Consider the following 13,631-nt stretch of genomic DNA (forward strand, 5'->3'; position numbering starts at 1 on the left):
TGTTAGACGCAGGTCACATGTTCGCCTCCGCCGAAGTCGGCCATGCTTGCCTCGACAGACTTTGGACGAGGCGCAAAAGGGGATCCCACATGGCCGACGCCGTGCTCTGCGACGTGAGCGACGGGCTCGCGACGATCACGATCAACCGTCCCGACGCGATGAACGCGATGAACACCGCGACCAAGGTGGCGCTGCGTGACGCGCTGACGTCCGTCGCCGCCGATCCCGCCGTACGGGCGGTGCTGCTCACCGCCGCGGGCGAGCGCGCCTTCTGCGTCGGCCAGGACCTCAAGGAGCACGTCGCCAAGCTGGCGGAGGCCAGCGAGTCGGCCGACGGCAACGCGCTCAGCACCGTACGGGAGCACTACAACCCCATCGTGCGGGCCATCACGGAGATGCCGAAGCCCGTCGTCGCCGGGGTCAACGGGGTCGCGGCCGGTGCCGGATTCGGTTTCGCGCTCGCCTGCGACTACCGGGTGGTCGCGGACACCGCGTCGTTCAACACCTCGTTCGCCGGTGTCGCGCTCACCGCGGACTCGGGCGTCTCCTGGACGCTGCCCCGGCTGATCGGCCAGAGCCGCGCCGCCGACCTGCTGCTCTTCCCGCGCTCGATCTCCGCGAAGGACGCCCATGACCTGGGCATCGTGAACAGACTCGTACCCGGCGCCGAGCTCGCCGCCGAGGCCGCCGCGGTGGCCCGCGCGCTGGCGGACGGCCCGACCGTGGCCTACGCGGCGCTCAAGGAGTCCCTCGCGTACGGGGCGGGTCACACCCTGGGCGAGGCGCTGGAGAAGGAGGACGAACTCCAGACGCGGGCGGGCGCGTCGCAGGACCACGCGATCGCGGTGCGGGCCTTCCTCGACAAGGAGCGGCCCACGTACCTGGGGCAGTAGCCGCCCCGGACCGGGCCCTACGCCTCGGTGCCGCGGGCCACGCAGCCGACGAGATGGTCGTCGACCAGGCCGCACGCCTGCATCAGGGCGTAGGCGGTGGTGGGGCCGATGAAGCGGAGTCCCCGCTTCTTGAGGTCCTTGGACAGCGCCGTCGACTCCGCGGTGACCGCCGGGACGTCCCCGAGCGTGCGGGGGGCGGGCCGGGTGGCCCGGTCCGGGGCGTACGACCAGATCAGCTCGTCCAGCTCACCGCCCTGCCAGTCGGCCAGCAGCTTGGCGTTGGCCATGGTGGCGTCGATCTTCGCGCGGTTGCGGATGATTCCCGCGTCGGCCAGCAGCCGTTCCCGGTCGGCGTCGGTGAACCGCGCCACGGCGGGGATGCTGAACCCGGCGAACGCGGTGCGGAAGCCTTCCCGGCGGCGCAGGATCGTCAGCCAGGACAGCCCGGACTGGAACGCCTCCAGGCACAGTCGCTCGAAGAGCGCGTCGTCGCCGTGGACCGGGCGGCCCCATTCCGTGTCGTGATAGGCGAGGTAGTCCTCTGTGGACAGGCCCCAAGGACAGCGCAGCCGGCCGTCCGCCGCGGCTTCGGCTCCGCCGCTCATCGCCCGCCCTCCTCGTCCGGCCGCGGCGCGGCGCCGCCGGCCCCCGGGCTCCCCGGCGGCTGCTCCTGCTGCGACTGGGGCCGGGGCTGGGGCTGCCAAGGTGCCTGCCAGTGCGTCGGAGGCAGCTCCTGGGGCTCCTTGAGGAGATCCGGGCCGCCCGCCCTGGTGGCCTGCGCACCGGCGAGCGCCGACTCCAGCTCCGCGATCCGCGCGTCCCGCTCGGCGAGCTCGGCGCCGAGCCGGCCCAGCGCCTCGTCGACATCCGTCATCCGGTAGCCGCGGGCGGCGACCGGCAGTCTGAGCGCATCGACATCCGCGCGGCCGACCGGACGCGCCGCGGGCAGCGGATCCGTCAGCTGCTCGGGCGCCACGTCCTGAAGGATGGCGCTCCTCCCTCCGCCGATCACCGCGAGGGTGACCGCGGCGACCACAACCACCATCGCGAGCAGCAAGAACCAGAACACGCGCATCTCCCCGGGAGCGGAATTTCGTCCGGGTCCGATCGTGCCATGCGGCACTGACAGTTAGGGTCGCAGTCAGTCCCGGCGGGCGATCTGCCGGGGATTCACAGGGAGAAGACACGGGATGCGAAGCGGTGCGCTCAGGCTGGGGCGGCGCGAGTTCGGTGCGCACGAGCCGGTGATCATGGCGATCGTGAACCGCACCCCGGACTCGTTCTACGACCAGGGCGCGACCTTCCGTGACGAGCCGGCGCTCTCCCGCGTCGAGCAGGCGGTGGCGGACGGTGCCGCGATCATCGACATCGGCGGGGTGAAGGCGGGGCCCGGCGAAGAGGTGACCGCCCAGGAGGAGGCCCGCCGGACCGTCGGATTCGTCGCCGAGGTGCGCCGGCGTCACCCGGACGTGGTGATCAGTGTCGACACCTGGCGCCACGACGTCGGTGCGGCGGTCTGCGAGGCCGGCGCCGACCTGCTGAACGACGCGTGGGGCGGCGTCGATCCGAAGCTCGCGGAGGTCGCCGCGCGGTACGGGGCGGGGCTGGTGTGCACGCACGCGGGCGGCGCCGAGCCGCGCACCCGGCCGCACCGGATCGGGTACGAGGACGTGATGGCCGACATCCTCCGGGTGACCGTGGGGCTGGCCGAGCGGGCCGTCGGGCTGGGGGTCCGGCCGGACGGCATCATGATCGACCCGGGTCACGACTTCGGGAAGAACACCCGCCACTCGCTGGAGGCGACGCGCCGGCTCGGCGAGATGGCGGAGACGGGCTGGCCGGTGCTGGTCTCGCTGTCCAACAAGGACTTCGTGGGCGAGACGCTCGACCGCCCGGTGAAGGAGCGCCTGACCGGCACGCTGGCGACGACCGCGGTGTCCGCGTGGCTGGGGGCGCGGGTGTACCGGGTGCACGAGGTGGCGGAGACCCGGGACGTCCTGGACATGGTGGCGTCCATCGCCGGGCACCGGGCACCGGCCGTGGCGCGGCGCGGGCTGGCGTAGCGGGGCCGGTGGGCCGGTGCGGGCGGGTGCGCTACCGGCCGACCTCCTTCGTCACCAGGTTCACCGCCTCGTCCACGTCGTCCGTGACGTGGAACAGGAGCAGGTCCTTCGCGGACGCCTTGCCCTGGGCGATCACCGTGTCCCGCAGCCAGTCGACCAGGCCTCCCCAGTACGCCGTGCCGAACAGCACGATCGGGAAGCGGGTGACCTTGCCCGTCTGGACCAGCGTCAGCGCCTCGAAGAGCTCGTCCAGGGTGCCGAGTCCGCCGGGCAGGACGACGAAGCCCTGGGCGTACTTCACGAACATCGTCTTGCGGACGAAGAAGTAGCGGAAGTTGACGCCGATGTCGACGTGCGGGTTGAGGCCGGACTCGAAGGGCAGCTCGATGCCCAGGCCGACCGAGACCCCCTTCGCCTCCCGCGCCCCCTTGTTCGCCGCCTCCATCGCTCCGGGCCCGCCCCCGGTGATCACCGCGAAGCCCGCCTCGACCAGCGCCCTGCCGATCCGTACGCCCGCCTCGTACTCCGGCGAGTCGGCCGGGGTCCGGGCCGAGCCGAAGACGCTGATGGCGCTCGGCAGTTCGGCCAGCGCGCCGAACCCCTCGACGAACTCCGACTGGATGCGCATGACCCGCCAGGGGTCGGTGTGCACCCACTCGGAGTCACCCTCGGAGTCCAGCAGCCGCTGATCGGTGGTGCCGGGCTGTACCTGGTCCCTGCGGCGCAGCACCGGGCCGAGTCGCTGTTCCTCCGGCCTGACCGCGCCCTCGGGGATCTCCGCACCTTCGGGGATCCGCGCATCCTCGGGGTTGCCCATGACCTGCTCCCTCCGCCGACTTCGGAGGCGTCCTGCGACGCCCCGTCTCCCGCCAGCGTAGATCGCCGGAGGTTACGGACAGGGGAATGCCGGAGGTCAGGTCGTGAGCCAGGAGCGGAGCCGCTCCTCGCAGTGGGTGATCCGCTCGACCGCCACGTGCTCGTCGCGCTTGTGGGCGAGGATCGGGTCACCGGGGCCGTAGTTCACCGCGGGGACGCCGAGCGAGCCGAAGCGCGATACGTCGGTCCAGCCGAACTTGGGCCGGGCGGTGCCGCCGACCGCGTCCATGAACGCCTTGGCCGCGGGGTGCGAGAGGCCGGGCATCGCCGCGCCGGAGTGGTCGTCGACGATGAACTCGGCGACGCCGCAGCCGGCGAAGACCTCGTGGACGTGGGCCAGTGCCTCTTCGGGGCCCAGATCGGGTGCGTAGCGGTAGTTGACGACGACGGTGCAGGCGTCGGGGATGACGTTGTTGGCGACGCCGCCCTCGATCCGTACGGCGTTGAGCCCCTCGTGGAACTCCAGCCCGTCGATCACCGGCTTGCGCGGTTCGTACGCGGCGAGCCTGGCCAGGATCGGGGCGGCGCCGTGGACGGCGTTGGACCCCATCCAGCTGCGCGCGGAGTGCGCCCGCTCCCCCTCCGTACGGAGGAGGACGCGCAGCGTGCCCTGGCAGCCGCCCTCGACCTCGCCGTTGGAGCCCTCCAGGAGGACGGCGAAGTCGGCCGCCAGCCAGTCGGGGTGGGCGTCCGCGATGTGTCCGAGGCCGTTGAGGTGTGCGGCGACCTCTTCGTTGTCGTAGAAGACGAACGTGAGGTCGCGGTTGGGCTCCGGCACCGTCGCGGCGATCCGCAGCTGGACGGCGACACCGGACTTCATGTCGGAGGTCCCGCAGCCCCACAGCAGCCCGTCGGCGTCGAGCCGGGAGGGCACGTTGTCCGCGATCGGCACGGTGTCGATGTGCCCGGCGAGCAGGACGCGCTCGGCGCGGCCGAGGTCCGTCCTGGCGACGATGTTGTTGCCGTACCGCTCCACGGTCAGGTGCGGGAGGGTCCGCAGCGCCGTCTCGATGGCGTCCGCGAGGTCCTTCTCCTCCCCGCTGACCGAGGGGAAGTCGACGAGCCGGGCGGTGAGCGCGGGCCCGTCCAGAGTGAGGTCAAGGGTGCTTTCGGCCATGGCTACGACCCTAGTGCCTCGCGTACGGTGGCCCCGTGCCCCGGACCGATTCCTCCGCCCGACGCCGCAGCCGCCGGCTGCGCGTCGCGGCCGCCTTCGCCGTGCTCGTGGCCGTGGGCGGCTATCTGACCGTCTCGTACCTGTCGGGCGGCAGGAGCTCCGACCAGTGCACCGTGCACTCCGCGGACGGTTCGTCCGGTGAGGGGCGTACGTACCGGCTGAGTCCGGAACAGGCCGCGAACGCCGCGACGATCTCGGCTGTCGGCACCACGCGCGGGATGCCGGAGCGGGCGGTGACGATCGCGCTGGCGACGGCTCTCCAGGAGTCCGGGCTGCGCAACATCGACCATGGCGACCGGGACTCCCTCGGGCTGTTCCAGCAGCGTCCCTCGCAGGGCTGGGGCACCGGGCAGCAGATCCTGGACCCGGTCTACTCGGCCGGGAAGTTCTACGAGCACCTGGCCGAGGTACCGGGCTACTCGCGGCTGCCGCTGACGGTGGCCGCGCAGCGCGTGCAGCGCAGCGGTTTCCCGCAGGCGTACGCGAAGCACGAACCTGACGCCGCGCTGCTGGCGGCCGCGCTGACCGGCCGGACCCCGGCCGCGCTGACCTGCGCGCCGCCGCGCGCCACGGCCGGGACGGGCGACGTCAAGAAGGTCAGGGCCGCGCTGACCCGTGCCTTCGGCAAGGGCGCGCTGCCGGCCGCGGACGCGGCGGAGGGCCGGGCCCCGACCGCGGGCGCGACGGCTCAGGGGGCGCTCTCGGTGCCGGTGCGGTCGGGCGGCGCGGCCACCGAGGGCGGCGTTCCGCAGCACGGCTGGGAACTCGCGCACTGGGCGGTGGCGCAGTCCGAGGTGCTGGGCATCGACGAGGTCGCGTACGCGGGCCAGGCCTGGAAGGCCGGCTCCGGCTGGCGGACGGAAAGCGGGAAATCGGGCACCGCAGAGGTCCGGATGCGCTTCGTGCATTAGTACGGCGGGTCCCCCTTGCAGGGGGTCCGGGCATTCCCGCGACAGCCTCCGCACACGGGTTCGCGCACCCCCTTCCGGACGGCCCGATTTCCTTGTGCCCAAAGGGAAGTGAGGGCTCATCGCACGGCCGGGGAATGCGTTGTCCATCCGGGTTCCTCCGCTGCGGATTATCTGACGCATTGCCGACTCTTTACGTCGGTCCACCGCAACCTCCCCCGCCCCCAGGACGGTTGTCATGGCGTCCGGTCCACGGACAGACAGATTCCACATCCCGTCGAAGGAGCATCATGTCCCTCCCCCTGACCCGTCGGATCGCCCGTACCGCGCTGCTGATCGCGGCGGGTGCGGCCCCCGTGGTCGGTGCGGCCGGCGCCGCCGGTGCCGCTGAGCTCCCGCAGGCCCCGGATCTCGGCGGCCTCACCTCCGTCGACGGTGCCGGTCTCGGCAAGGCCGTCGACGGCACCGGTCTCGGCAAGACGGTCGACGGCGTGTCCAAGCAGGGCGCCAAGACCGGCGGCAAGGTCGTCGGGACCACGCTGCCGGTGGCGAGCAAGACCCTCGGCGAGACGGCCGGCAAGGCCGCCCCCGTCGTCGGCAAGGCGGCGGCCGGCGGTGCGACCGGCAGCCTCGGCGGCCTCCCCACGCAGGGCCTGCCGCTCGGCTGATCCACGCCGGCCGGTGCAGTGACGCGCGAGGGCCTGAGGGGTGCGCACCCCTCAGGCCCTCGCGCGTGTCCGTCGGCGGGCGCTCAGCCCAGCCGCTTGACCGCCGCGGCCACCCGCTCGTCCGTGGCCGTGAGCGCCACGCGCACGAAGCGGGCGCCGGCCGGTCCGTAGAAGTCCCCGGGCGCCACCAGGATGCCCAGCTCCGCCAGGTGGGCCACGGTGTCCCAGCAGGGCTCGTCACGGGTCGCCCAGAGGTAGAGGCTCGCCTCGCTGTGCTCGATGCGGAAGCCGTGGGCCTCCAGGGCCGTGCGCAGGGCGGCACGCCGGGCGGCGTACCGGGCGCGCTGCTCGGCCACGTGCGCGTCGTCACCGAGCGCCGCGACGGTGGCGGCCTGGACCGGCGTGGACGTCATCATCCCGCCGTGCTTGCGGATCTGCAGCAGCTCGCCCAGGACGGCCGCGTCGCCCGCGACGAAGGCGGCCCGGTACCCGGCGAGGTTGGAGCGCTTGGAGAGCGAGTGGACGGCGACGACGCCCTCGTACGTACCGCCGCAGACGTCCGGGTGGAGCACCGAGACCGGCTCGGCCTCCCAGCCCAGCTCCAGGTAGCACTCGTCGCTGAAGACCAGCACGTCGTGCTCGCGCGCCCAGGCGACGATCCGGGTCAGCGCGTCCTTGCCCAGCACCTCTCCGGTGGGGTTGGACGGGGAGTTGAGCCAGAGCAGCTTGAGCCCGGCCGGGTCCAGCTCGGTCGGGTCGTCGTACGCGACCGGCTCGGCGCCGCAGAGCCGGGCGCCGACCTCGTAGGTCGGGTAGGCGAGCCGCGGGTGGGCGACCTTGTCCCCGGCGCCGAGGCCGAGCTGGGTCGGCAGCCAGGCCACCAGTTCCTTGGACCCGACGACGGGCAGCACGTTCTCGTGGGCCACGGAGACCGCGCCGAGCCGCCGTTCCACCCAGCCGGTGAGCGCGTCGCGCAGCTCGGGGGTGCCCCACACCGTCGGATAGCCGGGGCTGTCGGCCGCGGCCACGAGCGCCCGCTGGATCAGCTCGGGCACCGGGTCGACGGGGGTGCCGACGGACAGGTCCACGATGCCGTCCGGGTGGTCCCCGGCAGTCGACTTGTAGGGCGCGAGCCTGTCCCAGGGGAAGACGGGGAGGCGGGAGGAGACTGCTGCGGGCACGGATCTCTGCTTTCTCGTACGGGGGTTCGGGCGGGACCCCGGCGACGTGCACAAACGCCTCGGTCCCGCACGGTGACGAGCCGTACGGGACCGGGGTGACGCACGTGCCGGAGGCTGTTACTGGTTCTGCGGCGGCAGTGCCGCGATGAACGCGTGGTCGCGCTCGATCAGACCCAGCTTGGAAGCCCCGCCCGGCGACCCGAGGTCATCGAAGAACTCGACGTTCGCCTTGTAGTAGTCCTTCCACTCCTCCGGAGTGTCGTCCTCGTAGAAGATCGCCTCGACCGGGCAGACCGGCTCACAGGCTCCACAGTCGACGCACTCGTCCGGGTGGATGTACAAGGACCGCTGGCCCTCGTAGATACAGTCGACGGGGCACTCTTCGATGCAGGCCTTGTCCTTTACGTCGACACAAGGCTGCGCGATGACGTAGGTCACGCTGTCGTTCCTCCTCGGTAGGGCGTTGGCTCTCGCGCGGGAGCGCGGCGTCGTCGATGCCCGCACCTAGTATCTCCGTTCCCGGGCACGATCCGAACAGGAGGGGCGGACAGAGCTGTGGAATTCACCATCGGCGGACGGCTGGAGATCCGGATCACACCGGCTGACGTGGGCAAACGGGTCTCGGTCCGGTGTCTGCTCCAGGAGGGTCCGCCGGGGCCGAAATTCACCGACACGGTTGGCGTTCTCACATCGTGGACCGACGGTGTGCTGTCCGTCACACCGAAGAGCGGTGAATCGGTCCGCATCGTGGAATCGTCCCTGGTGGCCGGTAAGACCGTGGCCGCCGCCCCGCCCCGGCGACGCGGCCCGGCCGCCTCCTTCGGTGAACTCGCCCGGGTCTGCGCCCGCGCCTGGCAGCCGGTGGAGAGCGAGCCGCTCGGCGACTGGCGGCTGCGGGCCTCCGCCGGGTTCACCCGGCGCGCCAACTCCGTGCTGCCGCTGGGGAATCCGGGCGTTCCGCTCGACACCGCGCTGGCGCGGGTCCGGCAGTGGTACGCGGACCGGGGGCTGCCGCCGTACGTCCAGACGGCGACCGGCGCTGAGGGCACCCAGGAGGAGCTGTGCGCGGCGCTGGAGAGCGCCGGGTGGCGCCGCGAGGTGACGGCGGAGGTGCGGATCGCGGCGCTGGCGCCGATCGGTGATCTGGCGGCCGAGGTGTCGCGGGTGCGGCTGAGCCGCGCGGTGGACACGGCGTGGCTGTCGCGCTACCAGCGCTTCGAGAACCCCGGACCCGAGGTGCGGGCGGTGCTCGGCAGCGGCCCCTCGGTGTGGTTCGCGACCGTGCCGGGCGACGAGGGTGACCCCGCGCCCGCCGCGATCGGCCGCTGCGTCGTGGACGGGCGGTGGGCCGGGTTCATGGCCGTCGAGGTGGCTCCCGAGCACCGGCGCGAGGGACTCGCCACCGCGGTGATGACCGCGCTGGCCCGGCAGGCGATGGACGAGGGCGCGTCGGCCGGATGGCTCCAGGTGGAGGCGGAGAACGAAGGCGCCCGCGCGCTGTACGACGGGATGGGGTTCGCCACCCATCACCGGTACCACCACTTCCGGCCCTCCGGTCCGGCGTAGCGCGATGGCTTCCGGGAGGCACGACAGGGAAGAGATCCGCCGCCGGTTCGCACAGGAGGCGCGGGCCGAGCGGCCGGACCTGGCGCTGCTCTGCCTGCTGCTGGCGGCGGAGGCGGATCCCGCGCTGGACGCGAACGGCGTCGACGCGGCGCAGATCGAGCTGGACCGGCTCGCGGGCCTGCTGCCGTACGGACTGCGCGGCGGCCGGGCCTGGGCCTCTGCACTGGCCGAACTGCTCGGTGAGCGGCACGGGTTCGAGGGCTCGTCGGCGGAGTACCAGCGTCTTGAGTCGTCGCTGCTGCACGAGGTGCTGCGGCGCCGGCGGGGGCTGCCGATCCTGCTGTCCGTGGTGTGGATCGAGGTGGCCAGGCGGGCGGGCGCCCCGGTCTACGGCTTGGCGCTGCCGGGCCATTTCGTGGTCGGTTTCGGTGATCCGGAGGAGCGGGTGCTGGCCGATCCGTTCGCCGGCGGCCGTCCGCTGTCGGCCCAGGACGCGGAGCTGCTGGTGACGAGCACCACCGGGGAGCCGCTCGAACCGTCGATGCTGGTGCCCGCGCGGCCGCTGGAGACGGTGCTGCGGATCCTGAACAACATCCGGGCCTGGGCCGCGGCCCGCCCGGAGCGCTCCGACGTGGCGCTGTGGGCGGTGGAGCTGTCCCTCCTGCTGCCGTCGCACCCGGCCCGGCTGCGGTACGAACGGGCCCAGTTGCTGGTCCGCAGCGGGGAGTTCCTGCGCGGGGCGGCGGAGCTGGAGGAGTACGCGGACGTGGTGGCGGACGTCGAGCCGGAGGCCGCGGAGGCGGTCCGGCGCAGCGCGCGGGCGGCCCGTGCCCGGCTGAACTGAGGTCGCCCCGCCGGACCGGGAGGGCCGTCGGGCCGCCCTGCGCGCCGGGGCCGCCGGACGGCCTGACGCGCCTCAGCCGCCCGACGGCCCCGGCGTGACGCGCCTCAGCCGCCGGACGGGCCAGGTCCCCGCAGCGCCGCGTGCAGCAGGTACTCCTTCCGGTCGAGCGGGTTGTGGTCGGTGCGGGAGCGGCTCGGGACGGCTCCGACGACCGCGCGGTGCGAGGCGAACGCGGATTCGAGCACCCCTTCGCCCCGGGTCAGCGACGGGAGCCGCTGTTGCAGTTCATGCACCCTGGCCGCCGGGATCTCGCCCTCCAGCACGCAGTTCCCGCCGTCCAGGGACGGCGGGCCCGGGACGGCCGTCAGGTGGGCGAGGACCGGCAGGAGCGGGCCGAGCGCGTCCGCGGGCAGTTCCAGCCTGAACCGGTGCATCGGCTCGTACACCGTGGTACCCGCCCGCTGGAGCGCGGTCATCAGGACCAGTGGGGTCAGGCTGCGGAAGTCCCCCGCGGTGCTCGACATGGACTTGTCGAACGTGCCGTGGGCGTGGCTCTGGCGGGGCCAGTAGCCGGAGTGCGTCATGGTGACCGTGCAGTCGGTCACCTGCCATCCGTTCAGGCCCTGTCCGAGCGTTTCGAACACGGTCTCCTCGACCGCCCGCATCAGGGAGTACGGCATGGAGCCGAGCTCCACCTCCCGCCGGTACTCCACCCCGCTGCCGGCCGGGGCGGGATCGACGCGCAGGCCGACCGTCGCGAGAAAGGGATTGTCGTCCTTGTCGATGATCTCGAATGCGGCACCGGTGCCGGAAGGCCGTTCCAGACAGATGGTCGTGGTTTCGCGGAAGGTGACGTCGATACCGAATTCCTCCGCGAGCGTCGCCTCGATGACTTCCTTCTGCACTTCGCCGTAGAGCGATACGGAGACCTCCTTACGGATGTCGTCCTGCCGCAGATCGATCAGCGGATCCTGTTCGGCGAGCTGTGCGAGGGCGAAATGCAGTTCGCCCCTGGAGGCGGGCGCTTCCGGTACCACGACGGATTCCAGGGTGGGCGGGGCGAAATGGTGTTCCCGGGCCCCTTCCGGTGCGACACCGACCGCGTCCCCGATCCGGATGTCACCCAGTCCGCGGAACTTCGCGATGCGTCCCGGCCCGACCGAGGGACGGGGCCCGTCCGAGCCGTCGGCGAAGACGTCGATCCCGGTCACCCTGCCCTCACCGGCGGCGTCCGGTCCGCGCCCGAACGGCAGCCGGTCGCGGGTGCGTACGGTGCCGGAGAACATCCGGACGTACGCGAGCTTCTCGCCCGCCGGGCTCCGTTCGACCTTGAAGACGGTGCCGGAGACCGGCCCGTCGGCATCGCCCCGCGCGCCGGGCAGCAGTTCCTTGATCCCGTCGGTCAGCGCGGTGATTCCGGCGCCCGTCACGGCCGAGCCGAAGTACACGGGGTGGACGAGCGCCCGCCCCGTCTGGACCGCCAGCTCAGCGTGGAGCCGGCCGGGCGCGAGCGTGTCGCCGCCCTCGACGTACGCGGTCAGCAGGGCGTCGTCGTGCTCGGTGAGCAGGTCCGTCAGCCGGCCGGTGAGTCGGGGGTCGTCGGCCGCGTAGGACGGACAGTGCGCGTCGCGGGTGCCGAGACCGGTGACGGCCGGGCCCATCGCGACGGCGTTCGGCGTGAGCTTCTCCGTGATGCCGCGCAGCACCTGCCCGTACCGGGCTCCGGCGCGGTCGGTCTTGTTCACGAAGACGAGTGTCGGGATGCGCAGTCGCTGGAGCGTCCGCATCAGTACGCGGGTCTGCGCCTGGACACCCTCCACGGCGGAGACGACCAGGACGGCGCCGTCGAGCACGCTGAGCACCCGTTCCACCTCGGCGATGAAGTCCGGGTGGCCGGGGGTGTCGATCAGGTTGACCGTGACGTCGTCGATATCGAACGAGACGACCGCGGACTTGATCGTGATGCCGCGCCGCCGTTCGAGCGCGAGGGAATCGGTCCGGGTGTTCCCGTCGTCCACACGGCCCAGCTCGTCGATGATTCCGGCGGTGTGGAGCAGCCGCTCCGTCAGGCTTGTCTTACCGGCGTCGACATGCGCCAGAATGCCAAGATTCAGCGTGTGCACAGAACTCCATGTCCTCAGTTTCGGCGTGAATTCCCGTCTGAACGAACATGTGAGGTCGGCGCATGGAAGTCTCCTGGCTCTGTCGGCTTGTGCGGCGAGTACAGCAGCCGGCCCGGCGGCGGAGCAACCGAATTACCGGGACGCGGACCGGGTTCCGGCGCGGTGAGGAACTGTCAGCGGACGACCCGGCCGGAAAAGTCCAAACATCACCCCGGCGCGGCGTGCCGTCCAACGGGTGATTATCCGTGCTCCGCCACTCGATGAGCCCATGGCGTAGCTCCAATGCGGCGCTCTCCGATGGCGCGCCCCGGTGTTCCGGCTGACGGTGGATCACGTAGCCACTGCGCCACTACGAGTCGGCATTCCGTCACTCTTCGCAGTCGCGACGAAAGGAAATGTGTTCAGATGCGCTCTGCCCGCACACTGTTCGCTTCGGCCGCCGTCACGGCGGTCCTCACGGTCACCGCTCCCTCCGCCTACGCCATCGCCGTCTCCAACGACGGGGGCCACGACAGCGGCTCCTCCTCCAGGAGCGAGGAGCACGGGAAGTCCGACGAGGGCGGCAAGTACAAGGACAACGACAACGACAAGCCGCACGGCGGCGTGCACACCGGTGGCGGCGCCCTGTCGATGACGGTCGCCGGCGACCGCGACGAGCACGGCAAGTCGGACGACGAGGGCTGGAAGAAGGACAAGCCGCACGGTGGCGTGCACACCGGCGGCGGCGCGCTGTCGATGACGGTCGCCAAGGAGTGGCAGCCCGGTGACGAGGGCGGCAAGTACAAGGACAACGACGACGACAACGAGAAGCCGCACGGTGGCGTGCACACCGGCGGCGGCGCCCTGGCCTCGACGGTCGCCAAGGAATGGCAGCCCGGTGACGAGGGCGGCAAGTACAAGGACAACGACGACAACGAGAAGCCCCGCGGCGGCGTGCACACCGGCGGCGGCGCCCTGTCGATGACGGTCGCCAAGGAGTGGCAGCCGGGCAGTGACGAGGGCGACAAGTCGTCGAAGTCGGACGACGAGGGCTGGAAGAAGGACAAGCCCAGCGGTGGCATGCACACCGGTGGCGGCGCGATGGCCGTGACCGGCAGTGGTCTGGCGGCCGGTTCGCTGCTGCTGCTCGGTGGCGTCGGTGTCGGCGCCTACAAGCTGCGTCGCCGCCAGGCGACCGGCGGTGCGATGGCCTGACCCGACCGCACTGCCGGCCGGTAGCTCCACTGTCGCGGCCGTCGTCCCTCCGGACGGCGGCCGCGGCGCCTTCGTTTCCCCACGTGCCCGCGCCACTCCCCCCGCACCCTCGCCACCGCTGTCCCGCGCAGACGAAAG

Annotated in this window: 14 protein-coding genes; 7 read left to right on the top strand and 7 right to left on the bottom strand. The window is 72.2% G+C overall.

Annotated features, from left to right (window positions below; translation table 11 throughout):
• Positions 1–89 precede the first annotated feature (89 nt).
• Positions 90–893 carry an enoyl-CoA hydratase/isomerase family protein gene (locus ACIP89_RS14170; protein ID WP_401929455.1) on the top strand — a complete coding sequence of 268 codons (804 nt, stop codon included), beginning with the start codon at positions 90–92 and terminating at the stop codon, positions 891–893.
• A 17-nt stretch (positions 894–910) separates the two neighbouring features.
• On the opposite strand, the gene ACIP89_RS14175 is transcribed toward ACIP89_RS14170, so the two are convergent.
• A complete protein-coding gene (locus ACIP89_RS14175) occupies positions 911–1,498 on the bottom strand; it encodes a DNA-3-methyladenine glycosylase I (protein WP_401920796.1) in 588 nt (195 codons plus the stop codon).
• Positions 1,495–1,962 carry a hypothetical protein gene (locus tag ACIP89_RS14180; protein ID WP_402115038.1) on the bottom strand — a complete coding sequence of 156 codons (468 nt, stop codon included), beginning with the start codon at positions 1,960–1,962 and terminating at the stop codon, positions 1,495–1,497. The genes ACIP89_RS14175 and ACIP89_RS14180 overlap by 4 nt, the downstream gene beginning before the upstream one ends.
• A 121-nt stretch (positions 1,963–2,083) precedes the next feature.
• Here ACIP89_RS14180 and folP point away from each other — a divergent pair, with 121 nt between their 5' ends.
• Entirely contained in the window at positions 2,084–2,956 is an 873-nt protein-coding gene (gene folP, locus ACIP89_RS14185; RefSeq protein ID WP_401920799.1) for a dihydropteroate synthase, read from the top strand.
• A gap of 31 nt (positions 2,957–2,987) precedes the next feature.
• Here the strand turns inward: folP and ACIP89_RS14190 are convergent, their stop codons facing one another.
• Positions 2,988–3,773, bottom strand: a complete 786-nt coding sequence (locus ACIP89_RS14190; RefSeq protein WP_311303411.1) for a TIGR00730 family Rossman fold protein — start codon at positions 3,771–3,773, stop codon at positions 2,988–2,990.
• Positions 3,774–3,869: 96 nt separating this feature from the next.
• The gene (gene dapE, locus ACIP89_RS14195; RefSeq protein ID WP_402115039.1) at positions 3,870–4,949 is read right to left on the bottom strand and encodes a succinyl-diaminopimelate desuccinylase; all 1,080 of its coding nucleotides are present in this window, start codon (positions 4,947–4,949) and stop codon (positions 3,870–3,872) included.
• A gap of 35 nt (positions 4,950–4,984) precedes the next feature.
• Here dapE and ACIP89_RS14200 point away from each other — a divergent pair, with 35 nt between their 5' ends.
• Positions 4,985–5,920, top strand: coding sequence for a hypothetical protein (locus ACIP89_RS14200; protein ID WP_401920802.1), 936 nt, complete (start codon positions 4,985–4,987; stop codon positions 5,918–5,920).
• 287 nt (positions 5,921–6,207) lie between these two features.
• Entirely contained in the window at positions 6,208–6,585 is a 378-nt protein-coding gene (locus tag ACIP89_RS14205; protein ID WP_401920803.1) for an ATP-binding protein, read from the top strand.
• Positions 6,586–6,668: 83 nt separating this feature from the next.
• On the opposite strand, the gene ACIP89_RS14210 is transcribed toward ACIP89_RS14205, so the two are convergent.
• Both ACIP89_RS14210 and fdxA read right to left on the bottom strand, forming a co-directional pair.
• Entirely contained in the window at positions 6,669–7,766 is a 1,098-nt protein-coding gene (locus ACIP89_RS14210) for a bifunctional succinyldiaminopimelate transaminase/glutamate-prephenate aminotransferase (protein ID WP_401929463.1), read from the bottom strand.
• Between the two features lie 117 nt (positions 7,767–7,883).
• Positions 7,884–8,204, bottom strand: coding sequence for a ferredoxin (gene fdxA / locus ACIP89_RS14215; protein WP_018956287.1), 321 nt, complete (start codon positions 8,202–8,204; stop codon positions 7,884–7,886).
• 117 nt (positions 8,205–8,321) lie between these two features.
• Here fdxA and ACIP89_RS14220 point away from each other — a divergent pair, with 117 nt between their 5' ends.
• A complete protein-coding gene (locus ACIP89_RS14220; RefSeq protein ID WP_402115041.1) occupies positions 8,322–9,332 on the top strand; it encodes a GNAT family N-acetyltransferase in 1,011 nt (336 codons plus the stop codon).
• A gap of 4 nt (positions 9,333–9,336) precedes the next feature.
• The gene (locus ACIP89_RS14225) at positions 9,337–10,176 is read left to right on the top strand and encodes a tetratricopeptide repeat protein (protein WP_402115043.1); all 840 of its coding nucleotides are present in this window, start codon (positions 9,337–9,339) and stop codon (positions 10,174–10,176) included.
• Between the two features lie 104 nt (positions 10,177–10,280).
• On the opposite strand, the gene ACIP89_RS14230 is transcribed toward ACIP89_RS14225, so the two are convergent.
• Complete coding sequence (locus ACIP89_RS14230) at positions 10,281–12,299, bottom strand: GTP-binding protein (protein ID WP_402115044.1); 2,019 nt, start codon at positions 12,297–12,299, stop codon at positions 10,281–10,283.
• Positions 12,300–12,704: 405 nt separating this feature from the next.
• On the opposite strand from ACIP89_RS14230, the gene ACIP89_RS14235 reads away from it, so the two are divergent.
• The gene (locus tag ACIP89_RS14235; protein ID WP_401929471.1) at positions 12,705–13,493 is read left to right on the top strand and encodes a hypothetical protein; all 789 of its coding nucleotides are present in this window, start codon (positions 12,705–12,707) and stop codon (positions 13,491–13,493) included.
• The last annotated feature ends 138 nt before the right edge of the window (positions 13,494–13,631 follow it).

The organism is Streptomyces sp. NPDC088730, from assembly GCF_044751215.1.
Lineage (GTDB): Bacteria > Actinomycetota > Actinomycetes > Streptomycetales > Streptomycetaceae > Streptomyces.

Bases quoted from the DNA above. Each gene is read 5' to 3' on its own strand.
- ACIP89_RS14170 (WP_401929455.1), top strand. From the start codon at position 90: ATGGCCGACGCCGTGCTCTGCGACGTGAGCGACGGGCTCGCGACGATC.
- ACIP89_RS14175 (WP_401920796.1), bottom strand. From the start codon at position 1,498: ATGAGCGGCGGAGCCGAAGCCGCGGCGGACGGCCGGCTGCGCTGTCCT.
- folP (WP_401920799.1), top strand. From the start codon at position 2,084: ATGCGAAGCGGTGCGCTCAGGCTGGGGCGGCGCGAGTTCGGTGCGCAC.
- ACIP89_RS14190 (WP_311303411.1), bottom strand. From the start codon at position 3,773: ATGGGCAACCCCGAGGATGCGCGGATCCCCGAAGGTGCGGAGATCCCC.
- dapE (WP_402115039.1), bottom strand. From the start codon at position 4,949: ATGGCCGAAAGCACCCTTGACCTCACTCTGGACGGGCCCGCGCTCACC.
- ACIP89_RS14205 (WP_401920803.1), top strand. From the start codon at position 6,208: ATGTCCCTCCCCCTGACCCGTCGGATCGCCCGTACCGCGCTGCTGATC.
- ACIP89_RS14225 (WP_402115043.1), top strand. From the start codon at position 9,337: ATGGCTTCCGGGAGGCACGACAGGGAAGAGATCCGCCGCCGGTTCGCA.
- ACIP89_RS14235 (WP_401929471.1), top strand. From the start codon at position 12,705: ATGCGCTCTGCCCGCACACTGTTCGCTTCGGCCGCCGTCACGGCGGTC.